The 23098-nt window shown below is 61.5% G+C and carries 17 protein-coding genes; 15 read left to right on the forward strand and 2 right to left on the reverse strand.

Annotated features, from left to right (window positions below):
- Positions 1-28: 28 nt before the first annotated feature.
- The 15 genes from NAV33_RS16155 (at position 29) to nuoN (ending at position 18725) form a co-directional block, all read left to right on the forward strand.
- Positions 29-2725, forward strand: a complete 2697-nt coding sequence (locus NAV33_RS16155) for a nitrate reductase (protein ID WP_255981855.1) — start codon at positions 29-31, stop codon at positions 2723-2725.
- 72 nt (positions 2726-2797) lie between these two features.
- Entirely contained in the window at positions 2798-3535 is a 738-nt protein-coding gene (gene cobA / locus NAV33_RS16160; RefSeq protein ID WP_255981857.1) for a uroporphyrinogen-III C-methyltransferase, read from the forward strand.
- 251 nt (positions 3536-3786) lie between these two features.
- Entirely contained in the window at positions 3787-4194 is a 408-nt protein-coding gene (locus NAV33_RS16165) for an NADH-quinone oxidoreductase subunit A (RefSeq protein ID WP_255981859.1), read from the forward strand.
- Positions 4195-4204: 10 nt separating this feature from the next.
- The gene (locus NAV33_RS16170) at positions 4205-4879 is read left to right on the forward strand and encodes a NuoB/complex I 20 kDa subunit family protein (RefSeq protein ID WP_014852512.1); all 675 of its coding nucleotides are present in this window, start codon (positions 4205-4207) and stop codon (positions 4877-4879) included.
- A 62-nt stretch (positions 4880-4941) separates the two neighbouring features.
- Positions 4942-6723, forward strand: a complete 1782-nt coding sequence (gene nuoC / locus NAV33_RS16175; protein WP_255981862.1) for an NADH-quinone oxidoreductase subunit C/D — start codon at positions 4942-4944, stop codon at positions 6721-6723.
- A 1-nt stretch (position 6724) separates the two neighbouring features.
- A complete protein-coding gene (gene nuoE / locus NAV33_RS16180) occupies positions 6725-7219 on the forward strand; it encodes an NADH-quinone oxidoreductase subunit NuoE (protein ID WP_255981864.1) in 495 nt (164 codons plus the stop codon).
- Positions 7220-7224: 5 nt separating this feature from the next.
- Positions 7225-8562: an NADH-quinone oxidoreductase subunit NuoF gene (gene nuoF, locus NAV33_RS16185; protein ID WP_255982147.1), complete on the forward strand. Its 1338-nt coding sequence runs from the start codon at positions 7225-7227 to the stop codon at positions 8560-8562.
- Positions 8563-8693: 131 nt separating this feature from the next.
- A complete protein-coding gene (nuoG, locus tag NAV33_RS16190; protein WP_255981866.1) occupies positions 8694-11399 on the forward strand; it encodes an NADH-quinone oxidoreductase subunit NuoG in 2706 nt (901 codons plus the stop codon).
- Positions 11396-12391, forward strand: coding sequence for an NADH-quinone oxidoreductase subunit NuoH (gene nuoH, locus NAV33_RS16195; RefSeq protein WP_255981868.1), 996 nt, complete (start codon positions 11396-11398; stop codon positions 12389-12391). Before nuoG ends, nuoH begins: the two co-directional genes overlap by 4 nt.
- Before the next feature lie 12 nt (positions 12392-12403).
- A complete protein-coding gene (gene nuoI, locus NAV33_RS16200; RefSeq protein ID WP_255981870.1) occupies positions 12404-12952 on the forward strand; it encodes an NADH-quinone oxidoreductase subunit NuoI in 549 nt (182 codons plus the stop codon).
- Between the two features lie 91 nt (positions 12953-13043).
- On the forward strand, positions 13044-13544 hold the full coding sequence (gene nuoJ, locus NAV33_RS16205) for an NADH-quinone oxidoreductase subunit J (RefSeq protein WP_255981872.1): 501 nt from the start codon (positions 13044-13046) through the stop codon (positions 13542-13544).
- Positions 13545-13546: 2 nt separating this feature from the next.
- On the forward strand, positions 13547-13855 hold the full coding sequence (gene nuoK, locus NAV33_RS16210) for an NADH-quinone oxidoreductase subunit NuoK (RefSeq protein WP_255981874.1): 309 nt from the start codon (positions 13547-13549) through the stop codon (positions 13853-13855).
- Positions 13852-15696: an NADH-quinone oxidoreductase subunit L gene (nuoL, locus tag NAV33_RS16215; RefSeq protein WP_255981876.1), complete on the forward strand. Its 1845-nt coding sequence runs from the start codon at positions 13852-13854 to the stop codon at positions 15694-15696. Before nuoK ends, nuoL begins: the two co-directional genes overlap by 4 nt.
- Before the next feature lie 22 nt (positions 15697-15718).
- Positions 15719-17248, forward strand: coding sequence for an NADH-quinone oxidoreductase subunit M (gene nuoM / locus NAV33_RS16220; protein WP_255981878.1), 1530 nt, complete (start codon positions 15719-15721; stop codon positions 17246-17248).
- A 7-nt stretch (positions 17249-17255) separates the two neighbouring features.
- Positions 17256-18725, forward strand: a complete 1470-nt coding sequence (nuoN, locus tag NAV33_RS16225) for an NADH-quinone oxidoreductase subunit NuoN (protein WP_255981880.1) — start codon at positions 17256-17258, stop codon at positions 18723-18725.
- Positions 18726-19364: 639 nt separating this feature from the next.
- On the opposite strand, the gene NAV33_RS16230 is transcribed toward nuoN, so the two are convergent.
- Both NAV33_RS16230 and NAV33_RS16235 read right to left on the reverse strand, forming a co-directional pair.
- Positions 19365-21743 (reverse strand): efflux RND transporter permease subunit, encoded by a 2379-nt coding sequence (locus NAV33_RS16230; RefSeq protein WP_255981882.1) that lies wholly within the window; start codon positions 21741-21743, stop codon positions 19365-19367.
- Between the two features lie 18 nt (positions 21744-21761).
- Entirely contained in the window at positions 21762-22847 is a 1086-nt protein-coding gene (locus NAV33_RS16235; protein WP_255981884.1) for a WD40/YVTN/BNR-like repeat-containing protein, read from the reverse strand.
- Positions 22848-23098 lie beyond the last annotated feature (251 nt).

A 23098-nucleotide genomic window follows, 5' to 3' on the forward strand; every position in this document is an offset into this window, starting at 1 on the left:
CGCTACGCCAATCTGAGGAAACGAAGCCATGCGCCAGACTACCGCTTCAACATGCTGTTACTGCGGCGTCGGTTGTGGCGTGCTGATCGAGCACGACGGCCAGCGGATCCTCGATGTTGCCGGCGACCCGAATCATCCGGCCAATTTCGGCAAACTGTGTAGCAAGGGCTCGACGCTGCACCTGACCGGAGACCTCGACGCTCGCGCGCTCTACCCCGAGCTGCGGCTGGGAAAAGGCCTGGCCCGTGCACGCACTGATTGGGACAGCGCATTGGACCACGCCGCCAATGTGTTCGCCGAGACCATAGCCGAACACGGCCCCGACAGCGTCGCGTTCTATATCTCCGGCCAGCTGCTGACCGAGGACTATTACGCATTCAACAAGCTCGCCCGCGCGCTGGTCGGCACAAACAACATCGACTCGAACTCGCGGCTGTGCATGTCGTCAGCCGTGGTCGGTTACAAACGCAGCCTCGGCGCCGACGCCCCACCTTGCAGCTACGAAGACATTGAACAGAGCGATTGCGTGTTGATCGTCGGCAGCAACATGGCCTATGCCCATCCGGTGCTGTTCCGCCGTCTCGAAGAAGCGAAGGCGAAGCGTCCCGAGATGAAGATCATCGTCGTCGACCCGCGGCGAACTGATACCTGCGAGCTGTCCGATCTGCACCTGGCGATCCTGCCGGGCACCGATGTCGCGCTGTTTCACGGCATCCTGCACATCCTTCTTGAAACTGGCCGGATCGATCAGGATTTCATCGACGCCCATACCGAAGGCCTGGGCGAGCTGAAGCAACTCGCGCGTGACTACAACCCAGCTACGACGGCGAAGCTATGCGGCATCAGCATTGATGAATTGCAGACCTGCGCTCACTTGATCGGTAACGCACCTAGATTTCTCTCGCTTTGGTGCATGGGCGTAAACCAGTCCACGGCTGGCAGCGCCAAGAACAGTGCGCTGATCAACCTGCACCTGGCGACCGGTCAGATCGGCAAGCCCGGCGCCGGGCCCTTCTCGCTGACCGGCCAGCCGAACGCCATGGGTGGCCGCGAAACCGGCAGCCTGTCCAATTTGCTGCCCGGCCATCGCGAAGCCGGTAACGCGCAGCATCGCGCCGAAGTCGCCGCATATTGGGGTGTCGAGCAGTTGCCAACAGCGCCGGGCCTGTCGGCCATCGAGCTGTTCGAGGCGGTGCGCAGCGGCAAGGTGAAAGCGCTGTGGATCGCCTGCACCAATCCGGCGCAATCGATGCCGGATCAACAAAAAATCCACGAAGCGCTGGCGGCCTGCCCTTTCGTGGTGGTTCAGGAAGCCTTCTTCACCACCGAGACCTGCCGCTACGCCGACCTGCTGTTGCCTGCCGCCAGCTGGGGCGAAAAGGAAGGCACGGTGACCAATTCCGAGCGCCGCGTCAGCCATGTGCGGCGCGCCATTCCCGCGCCCGGCGAGGCGCGTGCCGACTGGTCGATCACCTGCGATTTCGCGCGACGGCTCGAGCGGCATCTACGACCCGGCCAATCCAGTCTGTTTGCCTTCAAATCTCCGGCGGCGTTGTTCGACGAATACAAGTTACTCACTCGTGACCGCGACTTGGACCTGTCCGGCCTCAGCCACGCGCTGATCGATCAGATCGGCCCGCAGCAGTGGCCGTTCCCTGCCGGCAGTCACACGGGCACAGCGCGGCTCTACGGCAATGGTGTATTCCCTACCGAAAGCGGCCGCGCGCGCTTTCTTGCCGAGCAGTACCAGCCACCGAAGGAGCAACACGACGCAGGTTTTCCGCTGATTCTGAACACCGGACGCCTGCGCGATCACTGGCATGGCATGAGCCGCACCGGCACAGCGACGCGTCTATTCGGCCATGTAGAAGAAGCCTTGTTGAGCATGAACGCCGACGACATGCGCCGCCGTAACCTGTTCGACGGCCAGTTGGTGAAAGTCCGCAGCCGCCGTGGCGAACTGGTACTGCCGGTAAGCAGCGATGACTGCCTACGGCCCAGCCAGGCGTTCATCCCGATGCATTGGGGTGATCGCTTCCTCAAGGGACTTGGCGTGAATCTGTTGTCCCTGCCCGCCTTCGACCCGTTGTCCAAGCAGCCCGAGCTCAAGCACACCGGTATCGAAGTGGAGAAGGCCGAGCTGCCCTGGCAATTCTTCGCGCTGATCGAAGGCTCGGTGCAAAAGCATTTCGAGGCCCTGCGCCCGAAATTCGACGGCTTCGCCTATGCCAGCTTCAGCCTGACTGGCCGCGACCGCCCGGCACTGGTCATCCGCGCCGCCTGCCACGAAGCACCAAGCGCGAAGCAATTGGCAGAGCTTGAGCAGTTGCTGGGGCTGGATGAGGGCCCGGTACTGGTCTATGACGATCCACGCCGCGGCGTGGGCAAGCGTGTGCGCATCGAGGATGGTCGCATCGTCGCCCTCAGTCTCTCCGGGGAAACCGCCGCGCGTCACTGGCTGAAGCAACTCTGGCAGGACGGCAAGGCTGACCAGACACTGCGCCGCTGGCTGCTGGCACCGCTGAGCACACCGCCCGGTAGCGAAGTGCGCGCGGCCAAGATCCTCTGCAACTGCATGAATGTCAGCCAGGACGCAATTTGCACGGGGATCGAGCGCGGTCTGGATCTGGATGGTTTGAAACGCGAGCTGGGCTGCGGCACGAGCTGCGGCTCCTGTGTACCGGAAATTAAGCGGCTACTGGTGAAGCAACCCGCGGTGGCTTAAGCGACGCGACGACTGAACATGCGATGCACAACGCATCGCCGAGATGATCACAGCAGCATGAGAGGTGAAAACATGAGCGCAAAAGTCTGGCTGGTTGGCGCAGGTCCTGGTGACCCGGAACTGCTGACGCTCAAGGCGGTGCGGGCCATGGGCGAGGCACAGGTGGTGCTGATCGACGACCTAGTCAATCCCGCCGTACTGGAACACTGCCCGAACGCACGGGTGATCCCGGTGGGCAAGCGCGGTGGCTGCCGCTCGACGCCGCAGGCCTTCATCCATCGGCTGATGTTGCGCTATGCACGCCAGGGCAAATGCGTGGTGCGCCTGAAAGGCGGCGATCCGTGCATCTTCGGCCGCGGCGGCGAAGAAGCCGACTGGTTGGCCGAACGCGGTATCGAGGTTGAATTGGTCAATGGGATCACGGCTGGCCTCGCCGGTGCGACTCAGTGCGGTATTTCACTGACCCAACGCGGCGTGGCACGGGGCGTCACGCTGGTCACGGCGCATACCCTGGACGGCAGCAGCCCCGAGTGGCACGCACTGGCGAAAACCGGCACGACACTGGTCGTCTACATGGGAGTCAGCAGCCTGCAGCAAGTACAGACAGGCCTGCTCGAAGGCGGACTGCCAGCGTGGACCGCGGTCGCGATGATCGAAAACGCCTCCCTTGCGCAACAGCGCGAGTGCCGCTCCAGCCTGGCGGACATGTGCCGCGATGCGCTGGCCTTTCGGCTAAAAAGTCCGGCAATCCTGGTGATCGGCCAAGTCGCCGCCCACGCGCAGACTCTGCCTAGCCTCTGTGTGGCCTGAGCATGAAAACAACGTTTCCAAAAGATTGCGACAAGCGGCCATCAACCTTGGAGAAGCCACCCCAGCACCGTCCCGCCAGGACACAGCCAACCAAACCATCAACTAATTTCGCAAAATAATTCAATATGTTTCATGTAGAAACATGTACACAATCTTTCACTAGGCATAGAATGCCCGGCCATGAGGGGTTGCGACGCTTAGTCGCTGTCGCAAGCTGGACATAATAAAGCCGTTCCGCTAAGGGGCCCGGCATGCCTGATGTATCTCTGTCCCATAACTGGGGCTTCGCTGTATTCATTTTCGGCGTCATCGCGCTCTGCGCATTCATGCTCGGCGCTTCCAGCCTGCTCGGCAGCAAGGCCTGGGGTCGCGCCAAGAACGAGCCCTTCGAGTCCGGCATTCTTCCCACGGGCAGCGCACGACTGCGCTTCTCGGCAAAATTCTATTTGGTCGCGATGCTCTTCGTGATCTTCGACGTTGAAGCCCTATATCTCTTTGCCTGGGCCGTCTCGGTGCGCGAAAGCGGCTGGGCGGGCCTCATTGAAGCTACCGTATTCATAGCAATTCTGTTGGCGGGTCTTGTCTACCTTTGGCGGGTGGGTGCGCTCGATTGGGCGCCATCCAGCCGTCGCGAGCGACAGGCGAAGCTAAAACAATGAGGCTCTTCACATGCAATACAAACTTACCCGGATCGATCCGGATGCGGTCAATGACCGTTATCCGATCGGCCAGCAGGAGACTGTTGCCGATCCATTAGAAGACCAGGTTCATCGCAACATCTACATGGGCAAGCTGGAAGACGTGCTGAGTGGCGCGGTCAACTGGGGGCGCAAGAATTCCCTCTGGCCGTACAACTTCGGCCTGTCGTGCTGCTATGTGGAGATGACCACCGCCTTCACCGCGCCTCATGACATCGCCCGCTTCGGTGCCGAGGTGATCCGTGCCTCGCCGCGCCAGGCCGACTTCATGGTCATTGCCGGCACCTGCTTCATCAAGATGGCGCCCATCATCCAGCGCCTCTACGAACAGATGCTCGAACCCAAGTGGGTCATCTCCATGGGTTCGTGCGCCAATTCCGGTGGTATGTACGACATTTACTCGGTCGTTCAGGGGGTCGACAAGTTCCTCCCCGTGGACGTGTACATACCCGGCTGCCCGCCCCGCCCCGAGGCGTTCCTGCAAGGTTTGCAACTGCTGCAGGAATCCATCGGCAAGGAGCGTCGCCCGCTTTCCTGGGTCGTCGGTGATCAAGGCGTTTATCGCGCCGAGATGCCTTCGCAGAAAGAACAGCGACGCGAACAGCGTATTCAGGTCACCAACCTGCGCAGCCCCGACGACGTGTGAACTCGGCTTTCCTCCCGGAAGGCCTCTCCACACCCAAACGTTGACCGAAAGCGACCGAGATCATGACTGCAGGCAATGCTCTGTACATCCCGCCCTACAAGGCTGACGACCAGGATATCGTGGTCGAACTGAACGCGCGCTTCGGCGCCGAAACCTTCACGCTGCAACCCAGCCTGACCGGCATGCCGGTACTCTGGGTGCCACGCGAAAAGCTCATGGAGGTGCTCGGCTTCCTGCGCCAGGTCAGCAAGCCCTATGTGATGCTCTACGACCTGAGCGCCACCGATGAGCGCCTGCGCACCAATCGCCGTGGCCTGCCAGCCGCCGATTTCAGCGTGTTCTATCACCTAATGTCGCTTGAGCGAAACAGCGATGTGATGATCAAGGTCGCGCTCAAGGAGGGCGATCTCAACCTGCCCACCGCCGTCTCCGTCTGGCCCAACGCCAACTGGTACGAGCGCGAAATCTGGGACATGTTCGGCATCACCTTCGAGGGCCACCCGTTCCTCACTCGCATGCTGATGCCGCCGACCTGGGAAGGCCATCCGCTGCGCAAGGATTACCCGGCGCGTGCCACTGAGTTCGACCCCTACAGCCTGAACGCCGCCAAGCAGGACCTGGAGCAGGAAGCCCTGCGCTTCAAGCCCGAGGATTGGGGAATGCAGCGTCACAGCGAGCACGAGGACTATATGTTCCTCAACCTCGGCCCCAACCATCCCTCGGCCCACGGCGCGTTTCGGATCATCCTGCAGCTCGATGGCGAGGAAATCCTCGATTGCGTACCGGAGATCGGCTACCACCATCGCGGCGCCGAGAAGATGGCCGAGCGCCAGAGCTGGCACAGCTTCATCCCCTACACCGACCGTATCGACTACCTCGGCGGAGTGATGAATAACCTGCCTTATGTGCTGGCGGTGGAGAAACTGGCCGGCATCACCGTGCCGGACCGCGTCGATTTCATCCGTGTGATGATGGCCGAGTTCTTCCGCATTCAGAACCACCTGCTGTACCTGGGCACCTACATCCAGGACGTCGGCGCCATGACCCCGGTGTTCTTCACCTTCACCGACCGCCAGCGCGCCTACAAGGTCATCGAAGCCATCACCGGTTTCCGCATGCACCCGGCCTGGTACCGCATCGGCGGCGTCGCCCACGATCTGCCGCGCGGCTGGGACAAGCTGGTGCGCGAATTCCTCGACTGGATGCCCAAGCGTCTCAACGAGTACGAAAAGGCGGCACTGAAGAACAGCATCCTCATCGGCCGCACCAAGGGCGTCGCCGCTTACAACACCAAGCAGGCGCTGGAGTGGGGCACCACCGGTGCCGGCCTGCGCGCAACCGGTTGCGACTTCGACATCCGAAAGGCGCGTCCCTATTCCGGCTACCAGCATTTCGATTTCGAAGTGCCGCTGGCGGTCAACGGTGACGCCTACGACCGCTGCATGGTGAAGATGGGCGAGATGCGCGAGAGCCTCAAGATCATCGAGCAGTGCCTCAAGCACATGCCCGAAGGCCCCTACAAGGCTGACCACCCGCTGACCACGCCGCCACCGAAAGAGCGCACACTGGAGCACATCGAAACGCTGATCACTCATTTCCTGCAGGTCTCCTGGGGTCCGGTGATGCCAGCTAACGAAAGCTTCCAGATGATCGAAGCGACCAAGGGCATCAACAGCTATTACCTGACCAGTGACGGCAGCACCATGAGCTACCGCACGCGCATCCGCACGCCCAGCTTCCCGCATCTGCAGCAGATCCCCTCGGTGATTCGCGGCAGCATGATTCCGGACCTGATCGCCTATCTGGGCAGCATCGATTTCGTTATGGCCGACGTGGACCGCTGATATGACCACTCTGATCAAGACTGACCGTTTCGTCCTCAGCGAAACCGAACGCTCCGCCATCGAGCATGAAATGCACCACTACGAAGATCCGCGCGCAGCGTCCATCGAAGCGCTGAAGATCGTGCAGAAGGCCCGTGGCTGGGTGCCTGATGGCGCATGTGACGCCATCAGCGAAGTCCTCGACATTCCGGCCAGCGACATCGAAGGGGTCGCCACCTTCTATAGCCAGATCTTCCGCGTGCCGGTGGGCCGCCACATCATCCGCGTCTGCGACAGCATGACCTGCTACATCGGCGGTCATGAAAGCGTGCTGGACAGCATCAGAAATGAAATAGGCATCGAGCCCGGCCAGACCACCGCCGACAACCGCTTCACGCTGATTCCGGTGTGCTGCCTGGGCAACTGCGACAAGGCCCCGGCGCTGATGATCGATGACGATACCTTCGGCGACGTCCAGTCTGGCGGTGTCGCTGCCCTGCTGGAGGCTTATCCATGAGCGTCATGAAGCAACTGGCATCCTTCGGCCCGGCCAACCGCATCGCCCGCAGCGAAGAAACCCATCCGTTGACCTGGCGCTTGCGCGACGACGGCGAGCCGGTCTGGCTCGAAGAATATCGCCAGAAGGCCGGCTATGACGCGCTGCGCCAGGCGCTGGCCGAGATGGCTCAGGCCGATATTGTGCAGACGGTGAAGGACTCCGGCCTTAAGGGCCGTGGCGGTGCCGGCTTTCCCACCGGCGTGAAGTGGGGCCTGATGCCGGCGGACGAATCGCTGAACATCCGCTACCTGCTATGCAACGCGGACGAAATGGAGCCCAACACCTGGAAGGACCGCCTGCTGATGGAGCAGCTGCCTCACCTCTTGGTGGAAGGCATGATCATCAGTGCCCGCGCGCTCAAGGCCTATCGAGGCTATATCTTCCTGCGCGGTGAATATGTCGATGCGGCGCGCAACCTCAATCGCGCTATCGATGAAGCCAAGGCCGCCGGCCTGCTGGGCAAGAACATTCTCAGCAGTGGCTTCGATTTCGAGCTCTTCGTACACACCGGCGCCGGCCGCTATATATGTGGCGAAGAAACCGCGCTGATCAACTCGCTGGAAGGCCGCCGCGCCAATCCGCGCGCCAAGCCGCCCTTCCCCGCCGCCGTCGGCGTCTGGGGCAAGCCAACCTGTGTCAACAACGTCGAGACCCTGTGCAACGTGCCGGCGATCATCGGCAACGGCGTGGATTGGTACAAGTCGCTGGCGCGTCCCGGTAGCGAAGACCACGGCAGCAAGCTGATGGGCTTCTCCGGCAAGGTAAAGAACCCAGGCATCTGGGAGCTGCCCTTCGGCATCACCGCCCGCGAGTTGTTCGAGGACTACGCCGGCGGCATGAAGGATGGCTACACCCTCAAATGCTGGCAGCCCGGCGGCGCCGGTACCGGCTTTCTGCTCCCCGAACACCTGGAAGCGCAAATGTACGCCGGCGGCGTCGCCAAGTTCGGCACGCGCATGGGCACCGGTCTGGCGCTGGCCGTGGACCACACGGTCAACATGGTCTCGCTGCTGCGCAACATGGAAGAGTTTTTCGCCCGCGAATCCTGCGGCTGGTGTACGCCGTGCCGTGACGGCCTGCCCTGGAGTGTGAAGACCTTACGCGCACTGGAGCGCGGCCAGGGCACAGCCCAGGACCTCGACATCCTGTTGCGCCTGGTGGATTTTCTCGGTCCGGGCAAGACCTTCTGCGCCCACGCACCCGGCGCGGTAGAGCCGCTGGGCGCGGCGATCAAGTATTTCCGACATGAGTTCGAGGCGGGCGTCGCCCAGGCGGCAACTGCACCTCCGCAGCCGGCATGAAGAATTGAAAGACGCTGAAGGCTGAACGCTGGGAGAAAGAGCCGTACGGCCTCGTCCAGCCCTGATCTTCCCTTCAGCGGAAAAAGTTTCCTATTAGCCAGACCCGCGCAAGCGGATGAGAAGACCTAGAAATGGCCACTATCCACGTAGACGGCAAAGACTACGAAGTCGATGGGGCGGACAACCTGCTACAGGCATGTCTGTCGCTCGGCCTCGATGTTCCCTATTTCTGCTGGCACCCGGCGCTGGGCAGCGTCGGTGCCTGCCGCCAGTGCGCGGTCAAGCAGTATTCCGACGAAAACGACACCCGCGGCCGGCTGGTCATGTCCTGCATGACCCCCGCTACCGACAACAGCTGGATTTCCATCGAAGACACGGAAGCCAAGGCCTTCCGCGCCAGCGTCGTCGAGTGGTTGATGATCAACCACCCGCACGACTGCCCCGTGTGCGAGGAAGGCGGTCACTGCCACCTGCAAGACATGACGGTGATGACCGGCCACAACCAGCGTCGTTACCGCTTCTCCAAGCGCACCCACCAAAATCAGGAGCTCGGCCCGTTCATCGCCCACGAGATGAACCGCTGCATCGCCTGCTATCGCTGTGTGCGGTATTACAAGGACTATGCGGGCGGCACTGACCTGGGCGTTTTCGGTGCGAACGACAACGTGTATTTCGGCCGTGTCGAAGACGGCGTGCTGGAAAGCGAGTTCTCCGGCAACCTCACCGAGGTCTGCCCAACCGGCGTATTTACCGACAAGACTCACTCCGAGCGCTACAACCGCAAGTGGGACATGCAGTTCGCGCCGAGCATCTGCCATGGCTGCGCATCCGGTTGCAACATCAGCCCCGGCGAGCGCTACGGCGAACTGCGTCGCATCGAGAACCGCTTCAACGGCGACGTGAACCACTACTTCCTCTGCGACCGTGGGCGTTTCGGCTACGGCTACGTCAACCGTAGCGATCGTCCGCGCCAGCCGCTGCTGGGCGCGGACAAGCTCGGCATCGACGCCGCCCTGGATACCGCCGCCGAGCTGCTTCAAGGCAAACGTGTGATCGGCATCGGCTCGCCACGCGCCAGCCTGGAAAGCAACCACGCCCTGCGTGAACTGGTCGGTGCGGAGAACTTCTACAGCGGCATCGCCGCCAACGAGCTGGAGAACATCCGACTGATCCGCCAACTGCTGCAGAACGGCCCGCTGCCGGTGCCGACGATGCGCGAGATCGAAAGCCACGATGCGGTGTTCATCCTCGGCGAAGACCTAACCCAGACGGCCGCCCGCATGGCGCTGGCAGTGCGTCAGGCCGCCAAGGGCAAGGCCACTGAAATCGCCGCCTCGATGAAGATTCAGGATTGGCATATCGCCGCGGTGCAGAACGTCGCACAGGGCGCCCTGCATCCGGTCTACATCGCCAGCGCCGCCGAAACCCGTCTCGATGACATCGCCGAACAGAGCGTGCATGCCGCACCGGCCGATCTGGCGCGCCTCGGCTTCGCCGTGGCGCATGCCATCGATCCCAGCGCTCCGGCGGTGGATGGCCTGGAAGCCGAAGCCCGCGAGCTGGTGCAACAGATCGCCGATGCCCTGCTCGCTGCCAAGCGGCCGTTGCTAATCAGCGGCGCCTCGCTAGGCGAGAAGAGCCTGATCGAGGCCGCCGGCAACATCGCCCAGGCGCTGAAGAACCGCCAGAAGAACGCGTCATTCAGCCTCATCGTGCCGGAGGCCAACAGCCTCGGCGTCGCGCTGCTCGGCGGCGAATCCGTGGATGCCGCGTTGGACGCCTTGATTGCCGGCAGTGCCGACGCGGTGATCGTGCTTGAGAACGATCTGTATCGCCGTGCTAACCAAGACAAAGTGGACGCTGCCCTCGCCGCCGCCAAGGCCGTGATTGTCGCCGATCATCAGCAGACCGCCACCACGGCCAAGGCCCATCTGGTGCTGTCCGCCGCCAGCTTCGCCGAAGCCGACGGCACCCTGGTCAGCCACGAAGGCCGCGCGCAGCGTTTCTTCCAGGTCTTCGAGCCCAGCTACTACGACGGCAAGATTCTGGTACGCGAAGGCTGGCGCTGGATGCACGCGCTGCAATGCACGCTGCAAGGCAAGGCCGTGGACTGGACCAACCTGGATCAGGTAACCGCAGACTGCGCCGCAACCAACCCGCAGCTATCTGGCATCCTCAACGCTGCGCCACTTTCCTCGTTCCGCATCAAGGGCCTGAAAATGGCGCGCGAGCCGCTGCGCTACAGCGGGCGCACCGCCATGCGCGCCAATATCAGCGTGCACGAACCGCGCCAGCCGCAGGACCAGGATTCGCCGTTCGCCTATTCCATGGAAGGCTATTCCGGCAGCGCCGAGGATCGTCAGCAGATTCCCTTCGCCTGGTCACCGGGCTGGAACTCGCCACAGGCCTGGAACAAATTCCAGGACGAGGTCGGCGGCCATCTGCGTGCCGGCGACCCCGGTGTGCGCCTGCTCGACGACGCCCGCCAGGATCTGGCCTGGAAATCCGCCCCTGCCGCCTTCGCCCCCGCGCTTGGCAGCTGGCAGGTGGTGCCGCTGCATCATCTGTTCGGCAGCGAGGAAACCACCGCGCTCGCCGCACCGATCCAGAGCCGTATCCCGCAGCCCTATGTCGCCCTGGCCGAAGCCGAAGCCCAGCGCCTTGGCGTGACCGAAGGCGCGCTGCTCAGCCTGCGGGTCGCCGATCGGCACCTACAACTGCCGGTGCGCATCGATGAATCCCTGGGCCTCGGCCTGGTCGGTCTGCCGGTCGGCCTCGAAGGCATTCCGGTACTGAGCAGCACCTGCCTGGCCACTGAACTGGAGGCGTCGCGATGAGCTGGCTGACTCCTGAAGTGATCGACGTGATCATCGCCGTCGTCAAGGCGCTGGTGATCATGCTGGCAGTGGTGGTGTGCGGCGCCTTGCTGAGCTTCGTCGAACGCCGCCTGCTGGGCTGGTGGCAGGACCGCTACGGTCCCAACCGCGTCGGGCCGTTCGGCATGTTTCAGATCGCTGCCGACATGCTGAAGATGTTCTTCAAGGAGGACTGGAACCCGCCGTTCTCAGACCGCCTGATCTTCACCCTGGCGCCGGTGGTGGCGATGAGCTCGCTGCTGATCGCTTTCGTCATCGTGCCGGTCACCCCGACCTGGGGCGTGGCGGACCTGAACATCGGCCTGCTGTTCTTCTTCGCCATGGCCGGCCTCACGGTATATGCGGTGCTGTTCGCCGGCTGGGCGAGCAACAACAAGTTCGCCCTGCTCGGCGCCCTTCGCGCCTCGGCGCAGACGGTGTCCTACGAGGTGTTCCTCGGTCTGTCGCTGATGGGTATCGTCGCCCAGGTCGGTTCGTTCAACATGCGCGACATCGTCGAGTACCAGCAGCAGAACCTGTGGTTCATCATTCCGCAGTTCCTCGGCTTCTGTACCTTCTTCATCGCTGGCGTCGCGGTCACTCACCGCCACCCCTTCGACCAGCCGGAAGCCGAGCAGGAGCTGGCCGACGGTTACCACGTCGAGTATGCCGGGATGAAGTGGGGCATGTTCTTCGTCGGCGAGTACATCGGCATCGTGACCATCTCGGCACTGCTGACCACGCTGTTCTTCGGCGGCTGGCACGGTCCGTTCCTCGACACGTTGCCCTGGCTGTCGTTCTTCTATTTCGCGATCAAGACCGGTTTCTTCATCATGCTGTTCGTGCTGTTGCGCGCCTCGCTGCCGCGCCCGCGCTACGACCAGGTGATGGCCTTCGGCTGGAAATTCTGCCTGCCGCTGACCCTGATCAACCTGCTGGTGACCGGCGCACTTGTGCTGGCCGCGGCCCAGTAAGGAGAGAATTCGATGTTCAAGTACATTGGCGCGGTGCTCCACGGCACCTATACCCAGCTGCGTAGCCTGGTGATGATCTTCAGCCACGGCTTTCACAAGCGCGACACCCTGCAGTACCCGGAAGAGCAGGTCTACCTGCCGCCACGCTATCGCGGTCGCATCGTGCTGACGCGCGACCCCGACGGCGAAGAGCGCTGCGTGGCCTGCAACCTCTGCGCGGTGGCCTGCCCGGTGGGCTGCATCTCGTTGCAGAAGGCCGAGACCGACGAAGGCCGCTGGTATCCCGAGTTCTTCCGCATCAACTTCTCGCGCTGCATTTTCTGCGGCCTCTGCGAGGAAGCCTGCCCGACCAACGCGATCCAGCTCACACCCGATTTCGAGATGGGTGAATACAAGCGTCAGGACCTGGTGTACGAGAAGGAAGATCTGCTGATTTCCGGCACCGGCAAATATCACGACTACAACTTCTACCGCGTCTCGGGCCTGGCCATTGCAGGCAAGCCGAAGGGCGCGGCGCAGAACGAAGCCGAGCCGATCAACGTCAAGGGGTTGTTGCCATGATGACTCGGAGTCGCCAGAGACATTTCCCCCTCACCCCAACCCTCACCCAAGGGGAGAGGGAGCAGTTCGCGCCTGAATCGAGGTTCTGCTGATGGAATTCGCCTTCTACTTTTCCGCCGGCGTGGCGGTGGTCGCCACGCTAAGGGTAATCACCGGCAGCAATCCAGTGCACGCCCTGCTTTACCTGATCACCTCGCTGCTGGCCGTGTCGATGTGTTTCTTCGCTCTCGGCGCGCCCTTTGCCGGCGCGCTGGAAATCATTGTCTATGCCGGCGCCATTATGGTGCTCTTCGTGTTCGTGGTGATGATGCTCAACCTGGGCCGCAACACCGCTGGCCAGGAGCGCGCCTGGATGGCGCCGCGCGTGTGGATCGGCCCGTCGCTGTTGGCGACGATTCTCCTCGCGCAGCTGCTCTGGGCGTTGTTCTCGGCGCCCGAATACGCGCCCGCAGGCCTGACCACAGTCGGGCCCAAGGAAGTCGGCATTGCCCTGTTCGGGCCTTATCTGCTGGCCGTCGAGCTGGCCTCCATGCTGCTGCTGGCAGCACTGGTCGCAGCCTTCCACCTGGGCCGCCACGAGGCGAAGGAGTAAGCATGCATTCGATTCCAATGGAGCACGGTCTGGCCATCGCCGCCGTGCTGTTCTGCCTGGGCCTGGTCGGCCTGATGGTTCGACGCAACATCCTGTTCATGCTGATGAGCCTGGAAGTAATGATGAACGCCGCAGGTCTGGCCTTTGTCGTGGCTGGTAGCCGCTGGGAGCAGCCGGATGGGCAGATCATGTTCATCCTGGTAATTACCCTCGCCGCCGCCGAGGCCTCCATAGGCCTGGCGATCCTGCTGCAGCTGTATCGCCGCTTCAACACCCTCGATGTCGATGCTGCAAGCGAGATGCGCGGATGAACCTACTATTCCTGACCTTCGTTTTCCCGCTGCTCGGCTATTTCCTGCTGGCCTTCTCGCGCGGGCGCATCTCCGAAAACCTGGCGGCCGTGATCGGTGTCGGTTCGATCGGCCTGTCGGCGTTGATCAGCGCCCTGTGCATCTGGCAATTCAACACCTCGCCACCGGAGGGCGGCGTGTTCAGCCAGCACCTGTGGCAGTGGCTGGACGTTGCGGGCTTCAGCGTCGCCTTCGGGCTGCATCTGGACGGCCTGTCGCTGACCATGCTCGGCGTGGTCACCGGCGTTGGCTTTCTGATCCACCTGTTCGCCAGCTGGTACATGCGCGGCGAAGAGGGCTACTCGCGCTTCTTCGCCTACACCAATCTGTTCATCTTCAGCATGTTGCTGTTGGTGCTGGGCGACAACCTGCTGCTGCTGTACTTCGGCTGGGAAGGCGTGGGGCTGTGCTCGTATTTGCTGATCGGCTTCTACTTCAAGGAGCGCAAGAACGGTAATGCCGCGCTCAAGGCCTTCATCGTCACCCGCGTGGGCGACGTGCTTATGGCCTTCGGCTTGTTCATTCTGTTCGTCCAGCTTGGCACCCTCAATATCCAGGAGTTGCTAGTGCTGGCGCCGCAGAAGTTCGCCAGCGGTGATCTCTGGATCACTCTGGCGACCCTGGCGCTGCTCGGCGGCGCCGTGGGCAAGTCCGCGCAATTGCCGCTGCAAACCTGGCTGGCCGACGCCATGGCCGGTCCGACTCCGGTGTCCGCACTGATCCACGCAGCGACGATGGTCACTGCCGGCGTCTACCTGATCGCCCGCACGCACGGCCTGTTCCTGCTGGCGCCGGACGTGCTGGAACTGGTGGGCATCGTCGGTGGCGTGACCCTGGTGCTGGCCGGCTTCGCCGCGCTGGTGCAAACCGACATCAAGCGCATCCTCGCCTACTCGACCATGAGCCAGATCGGCTACATGTTCCTGGCCCTGGGCGTCGGCGCCTGGGATGCGGCGATCTTCCACCTGATGACCCACGCCTTCTTCAAAGCGCTGCTGTTCCTCGCCTCCGGCTCGGTGATCAACGCCTGCCACCACGAGCAGAACATCTTCCGAATGGGCGGGCTGTGGAAGAAGCTGCCACTGGCCTACGCCAGCTTCATCGTCGGCGGCTCGGCCCTCGCTGCTTTGCCGCTGATCACGGCCGGTTTCTATTCCAAGGACGAGATTCTCTGGGAAGCCTTCGCCAGTAATCACAGCGGCTTGCTTTACGCCGGCTTGGCCGGTGCGTTCCTGACCTCGCTGTACACCTTCCGACTGATCTTCATCGCCTTTCACGGCGAAGCGAAGACCGAGGCGCATGCCGGGCGCGGCCTGGCTCACAACCTGCCGTTGGTGGTGCTGATCGTGCTCTCCACGTTCGTCGGCGCGCTGATCGTGCCGCCGCTGGCCGGCTTGCTGCCGCAGAGCGTCGGCCATGCCGGTGGTGAAGCCAAGCACAGCCTGGAGATCGCCTCCGGCGCCATCGCTCTGGCCGGCATCCTGCTTGCCGCCATGCTGTTCCTCGGCAAGCGCGGCCTGGTCAGCGCCATCGCGCAAAGCGCGCCGGGGCGTTTCCTCTCGGCCTGGTGGTACGCCGCCTGGGGCTTCGACTGGCTTTACGACAAGCTTTTCGTGCAGCCCTACCTCTGGCTCACCCGCCTGCTGGGCCGCGACCCCATCGACGCCACCATCGGATTGGTACCGCGTACGGCACGGGGCAGCCATGTGCTGCTGAGCCGCAGCGAAACCGGCCAGTTGCGCTGGTACACCCTGTCCATCGTTGGCGGAGCCGTGCTGTTGCTCGGCATCGTTCTGCTCTGAATTTGCGCAAGGATTCGAACTCGTGATTCTGCCCTGGCTAATCCTGATTCCATTCATCGGCGGCCTGCTCTGCTGGTTCGTCGAACGTTTCGACAAGAGCATGCCGCGCTGGATCGCTCTGCTCACCATGACGCTGCTGCTCGCGCTAGGCCTCTGGCTGTGGGCGGGCGGTAATTACCAGCTCGCCCCCGCACCTGGCGCCGAGGCCAACTGGGCGGTGGAATTCAAGCACGTCTGGATCGAGCGCTTCGGCATCAATCTGCACCTGGCGCTCGATGGCCTGTCGCTGCTGATGATCATGCTCACCGGCCTGCTCGGCGTGCTCTCGGTGCTCTGCTCCTGGAAGGAAATCCAGCGCCACGTCGGCTTCTTCCACCTCAACCTGATGTGGATTCTCGGCGGCGTGGTCGGGGTGTTCCTCGCCCTGGATCTGTTCCTGTTCTTCTTCTTCTGGGAAATGATGCTGGTACCGATGTACTTCCTCATCGCGCTCTGGGGTCACAGCTCGGAAGGCAAGCGCTCGCGGATCAACGCGGCGACCAAGTTCTTCATCTACACCCAGGCCAGCGGCCTGATCATGCTGGTGGCCATTCTCGGCCTGGTGCTGGCCAACTTCCACGACACCGGGGTGCTAACCTTCGACTACGAGCTGCTGCTCCAGGCCGACCTGGCACCGGGCGTCGAGTACCTGCTGATGCTGGGCTTCTTCATCGCCTTCGCGGTGAAATTCCCCATCGTGCCGCTGCACTCCTGGCTGCCCGATGCCCACGCCCAGGCGCCTACCGCCGGCTCTGTCGACCTGGCGGGGATTCTGCTGAAGACCGCCGCCTACGGCATGATCCGCTTCGCCCTGCCGCTGTTTCCCGACGCATCGATGGACTTCGCGCCCATCGCCATGGGCCTCGGCCTGCTCGGCGTGTTCTACGGTGCGGTGCTGTCGTTCGCGCAGACCGATATCAAGCGCCTGATCGCCTATTCCAGCGTCTCGCATATGGGCTTCGTGCTGATCGGCATCTACTCGGGCAGCGAGCTTGCTCTGCAGGGCGCGGTGGTGCTGATGATCGCTCACGGTCTCTCGGCCGCAGCGCTGTTCATCCTCAGCGGCCAGCTCTATGAGCGTCTGCATACGCGAGACATGCGCGAAATGGGCGGTCTGTGGTCGCGCCTGCCATGGCTGCCGCCGCTGAGCCTGTTCTTCGCCGCTGCCTCGTTGGGGCTGCCCGGCACCGGCAACTTCATCGGTGAGTTCGTGGTGCTGTTCGGCGCCTTCGCCAACTCACCGTGGGTGGTGGTGATCGCCACCTTCGGGCTGGTGCTGTCATCCATCTACTCGCTGGCGATGATCCACCGCGCCTATTTCGGCCCGACCAAGGCCGAAGGGCTGCTGCAGGGTCTGGACGCACGCGAGATTGGCATGGTGCTGTTGCTAGCCGTACTGCTGGTGCTGCTCGGCGTCTATCCGCAGCCGGTCTTCGACACCTCGCTCGCCACCATGAACGGTGTGCAGCAATGGATCGATACCGCTTTCACCCCAACAGTTTCGGCCCGGTAGTCTCGCTATGGAATTCACACAGCAACACTTCATCGCCCTGCTGCCCTTGCTGATCACCGGCGCCACCGCCATCGCGGTGATGCTGGCCATCGCCTGGCGGCGCAACCACGGGTTCAGTTTCATCGTCACTTCGGTGGGCCTCACGCTCGCCCTGTTGTCGATAGTGCCGGCACTGCAGATCGGCGCACTGGATGTAACGCCGCTGCTGCGACTGGACCCCTTCGCTCACTTCTATAGCGCCGTGGTGCTGGTGGCGACACTGGCTTGCGTGACCCTGGCCCACGCTTACTTGGGCGAGAAAGCCGGCTCCGACGGCTTCCCGGGCAATCGCGAGGAGCTCTACCTGCTGATGGCGCTGTCGGCAGCAGGCGGGTTGGTGCTGGTCAGTGCGCAACACTTAGCCAGCTTCTTCATTGGTCTGGAACTGCTCTCGGTGCCGGTTTACGGGCTGGTTGCCTACGCTTTCTTCAACAAGCGCTCGCTGGAAGCCGGCATCAAGTACATGGTGCTTTCCGCCGCCGCCAGCGCCTTCCTGCTGTTCGGCATGGCGCTGCTTTATGCCGAATCGGGAAGCCTCAGCTTCGCCGGTCTCGGCGCCAGTCTAGCGGCGCAAGGTTCGTCCGTATTGGTGCAGGCCGGCATCGGCATGATGCTGATCGGTCTCGGCTTCAAGCTTTCGCTGGCCCCCTTCCACCTGTGGACGCCGGACGTCTACGAGGGCGCACCGGCTCCAGTGGCCACCTTCCTCGCCACCGTCAGCAAGGTGGCGGTGTTCGCGGTGCTGCTGCGCCTGTATCAGCTGTCGCCGGCCACCAGCGGCGGCTGGCTGAACGATGCGCTGAGCCTGATCGCTATCGCCTCGATCCTGATCGGCAACCTGCTGGCGCTGAACCAGAGCAATCTCAAGCGCCTGCTGGGTTATTCGTCCATCGCCCATTTCGGCTACCTGCTGGTCGCTCTGATCGCCAGCAAGGGCCTGGCGGTGGAAGCCATCGGTGTGTACCTGGTGTCCTATGTGCTGACCACGCTGGGCGCATTCGGCGTAATCACTTTGATGTCGAGTCCCTTCCAGGGGCGTGATGCCGATGCGCTCTATGAGTACCGCGGGCTGTTCTGGCGCCGCCCTTACCTCACCGCCGTGCTCACCGTGATGATGCTGTCGCTGGCCGGTATCCCGCTGACGGCAGGCTTCATCGGCAAGTTCTACGTGATCGCATCCGGTGTCGAATCCGAGCTGTGGTGGTTGCTGGGCGCGCTGATCATCGGCAGTGCCGTGGGCCTGTTCTATTATCTGCGGGTGATGGTGACGCTGTATCTGGTCGAGCCGGGCATTCGCCGCCACGACGCTCCGATCAATTGGGGACAGCGTGCGGGAGGTGTTATGTTGCTGGCGATTGCGGTGTTGGCGTTCTTCCTGGGGGTTTATCCGCAGCCGTTGTTGGAACTGGTGCAGCAGGCAGGATTGGCGGTGCTCTGACGCGCGCTGCTCAGCAGATAAAAAGCGCCCCGACTAGTCGGGGCTTTTTTGCGTCACCCTGGCGCTCTCTCGCCTGTGCGAAAGAGAAAGGTGGGTAATTTTTGCTAAAGCACTGGGGTTGATACTGGACTGGTAATTCTGGGTGTTTCTGCTAGTTGAAAGTTTTGTTCCAAGCCGATCATCGAGTGGCCTGATTGCGTGGTTTCGCCCTGCTGGGCGAGTCACTTTTTCCAATCGCTGAAAAAGTAACCAAAAAAGCTTGCCCCGACATACGGCCCTGCGCTGCGCGAAGGGTTCGTTCGCTCCATCGCCGCTCCGAGGGTCGCCGTACAAGGGCCATCCATGGCCCTTTACGGCTCTCGCCGCGTCCCTGCGGCTCGTCCCTCTGCGCAACGATTCTGCTCACCCTCCTGAAGGGCGTTTCGCGTCGCCTGATAGCTCGTGCAAAAAAAAATAATCCATACATCAGAAGTGCTAGCACACGCCGCAAGCGGTTTGACATTGAACTCAAGATCCCGCCAAACGACATTAACACCTCAATAGTCAGTTCAGTCTCAAACTATGCTCCTGATACCCATGAAGAATAAAAAAAGCCCGCATCTTGCGATGCGAGCTTCAAGCGCCCAAGCAACGCCGATATCAGTGCGCTAGCAACGACCCCCCAACCTTACCCGCCAGCTTCTCCGGCTTGATCAGGAAACGCGCCAGAGCCGGCAACAGCCACAACGCGCCGAACATGTTGACGATGAACATGAAGGTCAGCATCAAGCCCATATCCGCTTGGAATTTGATCGCCGAGAACATCCAGGTCGCCACACCGATGGCCAGGCACAGACCGGTGAACAGCACCGCTTTACCGGTCGATTTCAGCGTTTCGTAATAAGCTTCCTGCAGGGGCAGTCCCGCGCGCAGGAAGCTTTCCAGACGGCTATAGATATAGATGCCGTAATCCACACCGATACCTACGCCCAGCGCAATCACCGGCAACGTTGCCACCTTCATACCGATGCCCAGGAATGCCATCAACGCGTTGCCGAGGATCGACGTCAGGATCAGCGGCAGGACGATGCAAATGGTGGCGGGTATCGAGCGGAAGGTAATCAGACACATACCCGCCACGCAGATATAAACCAAGGTGAGAATGGTCAGCTCGGACTTGGCGATTACCTCATTCGTCGCTGCCTCGATCCCAGCGTTCCCCGCAGCAAGCAGGAACTCCAGCCCTTCACGATTGTTTTCCTCGGCGAAGACTTCGACCGCGGCAACAACCCGCTTGAGTGTTTCGGCCTTGTGGTCGTTGAGGAAGACCATGACCGGTGCCACCGAACAATCGGAGTTGTACAGCCCCTCGGCACGCGAGATCGAGTTATTCAAGACATGCTGGTTACGCGACAGGGTTTCCCATTTCAGGCTGCCCTCGTTCATACCCTTGATGCCCTGACGAGCGACAGTGACCATCGACACCGCCGACTGCACGCCCGGTGTGTTTTCCATTTTCCAGGTCAGCTCGTCCATCGCAGCGAGCGTGTCGTAGTGGGAACAGCCCTCAGGAGCGGTCTTGACCATCACCACCAGTACGTCCGAACTGGTCGAGTAGTTATTGATGACAAAATCGTTGTCCTGGTTGTAGCGAGAATCCGGACGCAGTTCGGGTGCACCCTGATCCAGGTCGCCTACCTGAAGGTTCTGCTTTTGGTACCAGAAGCCGCCAACCGCAACCACCAGCGCCAGCACCACTGAAATCGGCGCCACCTTGGGATGGGCAAAATTCGACAGCGCTCGCCAGAACGGATGCTCCGTGCGGGCGTCTTTCTTGCTGCGCTCGACGGCTTTCTTGCTGATCCCGAGATAAGAGATCGCTACCGGCAACAGGATCAGGTTGGTAAATACAATCACCGCGACGCCGATGGACGCGCCAATGGCCAGCTCGCGGATCACCCCGATATCGATAATTAGCAACGTGATGAAGCCGACGGCATCGGCAAGGATCGCAATCATTCCCGGCAGGAACAATTGACGGAACGTCCGCCGTGCAGCGATCAGTGCGTTGTCCGCCTCACCCGATTGCAAGGCGATACCGTTGATCTTCTGCACGCCATGGGAAATACCGATGGCGAAGATCAGGAACGGCACCAGCATCGAATACGGATCCAGGCCGAAGCCGGCCAGATTCATCAGACCCAGCTGCCAGCCCACCGCAATAAGAGTGGTCACCAATACCGAAATAGTGCTGCGAATACACCGCGTGAACCAGTACAGCAGTACAAGTGTGATCAGAAAAGCGATGGCGAAGAACACCACCACCATCAGCAATCCATCGATCAGATCACCAACCTTCTTGGCGAAACCGACAATATGGATCTCGACATTGGGGTTCTGCAGTTCGTACTTGTCGCGGATCTTTTCTTCCAGCTCGTGGGAAAATTTCTGGTAATCCAGGCTAATCAGCTTGCTTTGGTCGTTCGGATCCGAATAGGACTCCTGCAACGGAATATCGATGATCGAGGATTTGAAATTGTTGGCGACCAGACGGCCGACTTGTCCGGACTTCAATACGTTGTTGCGCAATTCGTTCAGGCTGCCCTCGGAACCGTCATAGGTCTGAGGAATGACCTCACCGCCGTCGAAGCCCTCTTCGGTCACTTCAGTCCAGCGCACACTGGGACTCCACAAGGATTTCATCCCGGATCGATCGACACCTGGGATGTAGAAAGCCTCGTCATGGATCTGCCGCAGCGTTTCCATGTATTCCTTGGTGAAAATATTGCCTTCCTTGGCCTCCACCGATATCCGCACGGTATTGCCGAGGTTGGCCAAGTCATTCCTGAACTCGATCATCTTCTGGATATAGGGATGACTGAGCGGGATCATTTTCTCGAAACTGGTCGACGGACGAACCTGAGAAGCCTGATAAAAAAGAAAGATGCTGACCAGCAGGCACAGCAGGATGACGACTGGCCTGTTGTTGAATATCAGCCGTTCCAGGAACGTGGCCTTGTCTTGATGATGTTTACTCATCGCTATTTCCCCCGACTATTATTTTTGGCTTGGCTCTTCACCGGACGGAAGTGCGATATGCGCACCACCCTGCCCGACCAGAACCAGCTCACCTTGTTCGTTGGAAATCGCACCAGCGAGAGAACGCCGGTCCGAGCGATGGACGACCGAGAAACTTCGTCCTTGATCTTTGCTGGTCAGCACTGCCCCGCCGTGCCCTACGATGACCATGGTGCCGTCAGACAGCAGACTGCCACCCGACAGGCCGGAACGTACCGACCGGTTGCCGTCCTTCAGCTCGATCTGTTGCCAGTTGTCGCCAAAATCGGTCGAGCGAAACAGATGGCCACGCAATCCATAAGCAATTACCAGCCCCGGTTGCTCGCCACCCAGCACGCCAAAAAGCGAGCCTTCATAGGGTGATTCGACGCGTTCCCATGTCTGCCCCATGTCCGAAGAGCGAAACATGCCCCCCAGCTCACCGACGATAAACAGACCGGAACCCTTTATCTCGGCGATGGCGTTGAGGTGGTAACCGTCTTCATTATCGAGACGATCAACGATGCTCTCCCAGTTTCGGCCGCCATCGGTGGTTTCCAGCAAAACCCCGTAAGCCCCGACGGCAATACCGTGCTGCGGACTCTCGAACCAGACGTCGAGCAACGGTACCTCGCCTTCGCGATCCTCGTACTGGCGAACCCAAGTCTCGCCAGCATCTGAAGTAGCCAGGATCAGCGCATCGTGACCGACCGCCCAACCATGCTTGTCGTCGGCAAAATAGATCGCAGTAAGCAGCTGGCGGGTCGGAACCTTGGCTTGCGTCCAAGTTGCGCCGCCGTCATCGGAAAAGAGGATATGCCCACGATCCCCCGCCGCGACCAGACGCTTACCGGCCTGGGCGATATCGAGCAGAAGCGTGGATGCGGCTTTCTGCGATTCGATCGCATAGCGGGTGCCTGGCCCAGCTGCGCTTTGTGCGTGAGCCGGAGCGGTGACAAAAAACAGAATGGTGAGAACACTGCAGAGCGAGAGCGTTCTTGCCAGCGGCGAATGACTGCGGAAGATCGGCTTGCGGAGCGTTTTCGCACGGCCGATCTGGGTGCGCCACATGACGGGCTCACTCATACATACCCCCTTTATTTTTATTAGGTAAGGCCTGTGTATGACTACCAGGCCAGGCCATGCTATCGGGCTTTCGAAAGCGGCGGCAATTGCCCGGACGTTATGTTTTGTTAAACCGCGATGAGTGATGTTGCGTAATTAGCTGGCCTGATGGCACGCGGGCTTCAGAGCTACTCGTTTCGCTGCGCGGAGCGGCGAAGGATGTGGCGTTTTTGCCGTATCGAAAACAAAATTCCCGCACCGGAGCGCGGGAA

Origin of the sequence: Stutzerimonas stutzeri, assembly GCF_024448715.1 — a bacterium.
In the GTDB taxonomy this organism is placed as follows: domain Bacteria; phylum Pseudomonadota; class Gammaproteobacteria; order Pseudomonadales; family Pseudomonadaceae; genus Stutzerimonas; species Stutzerimonas stutzeri_AR.

Excerpts from the sequence above, each read along its gene's own strand:
- nuoE (WP_255981864.1), top strand. The coding sequence starts at position 6,725 with ATGACCACTCTGATCAAGACTGACCGTTTCGTCCTCAGCGAAACCGAA.
- nuoH (WP_255981868.1), top strand. The coding sequence starts at position 11,396 with ATGAGCTGGCTGACTCCTGAAGTGATCGACGTGATCATCGCCGTCGTC.
- NAV33_RS16170 (WP_014852512.1), top strand. The coding sequence starts at position 4,205 with ATGCAATACAAACTTACCCGGATCGATCCGGATGCGGTCAATGACCGT.
- nuoN (WP_255981880.1), top strand. The coding sequence starts at position 17,256 with ATGGAATTCACACAGCAACACTTCATCGCCCTGCTGCCCTTGCTGATC.
- nuoF (WP_255982147.1), top strand. The coding sequence starts at position 7,225 with ATGAAGCAACTGGCATCCTTCGGCCCGGCCAACCGCATCGCCCGCAGC.
- cobA (WP_255981857.1), top strand. The coding sequence starts at position 2,798 with ATGAGCGCAAAAGTCTGGCTGGTTGGCGCAGGTCCTGGTGACCCGGAA.
- nuoL (WP_255981876.1), top strand. The coding sequence starts at position 13,852 with ATGAACCTACTATTCCTGACCTTCGTTTTCCCGCTGCTCGGCTATTTC.
- NAV33_RS16230 (WP_255981882.1), bottom strand. The coding sequence starts at position 21,743 with ATGAGTAAACATCATCAAGACAAGGCCACGTTCCTGGAACGGCTGATA.
- nuoG (WP_255981866.1), top strand. The coding sequence starts at position 8,694 with ATGGCCACTATCCACGTAGACGGCAAAGACTACGAAGTCGATGGGGCG.
- NAV33_RS16165 (WP_255981859.1), top strand. The coding sequence starts at position 3,787 with ATGCCTGATGTATCTCTGTCCCATAACTGGGGCTTCGCTGTATTCATT.
- nuoJ (WP_255981872.1), top strand. The coding sequence starts at position 13,044 with ATGGAATTCGCCTTCTACTTTTCCGCCGGCGTGGCGGTGGTCGCCACG.
- NAV33_RS16235 (WP_255981884.1), bottom strand. The coding sequence starts at position 22,847 with ATGAGTGAGCCCGTCATGTGGCGCACCCAGATCGGCCGTGCGAAAACG.
- nuoI (WP_255981870.1), top strand. The coding sequence starts at position 12,404 with ATGTTCAAGTACATTGGCGCGGTGCTCCACGGCACCTATACCCAGCTG.
- NAV33_RS16155 (WP_255981855.1), top strand. The coding sequence starts at position 29 with ATGCGCCAGACTACCGCTTCAACATGCTGTTACTGCGGCGTCGGTTGT.
- nuoK (WP_255981874.1), top strand. The coding sequence starts at position 13,547 with ATGCATTCGATTCCAATGGAGCACGGTCTGGCCATCGCCGCCGTGCTG.
- nuoC (WP_255981862.1), top strand. The coding sequence starts at position 4,942 with ATGACTGCAGGCAATGCTCTGTACATCCCGCCCTACAAGGCTGACGAC.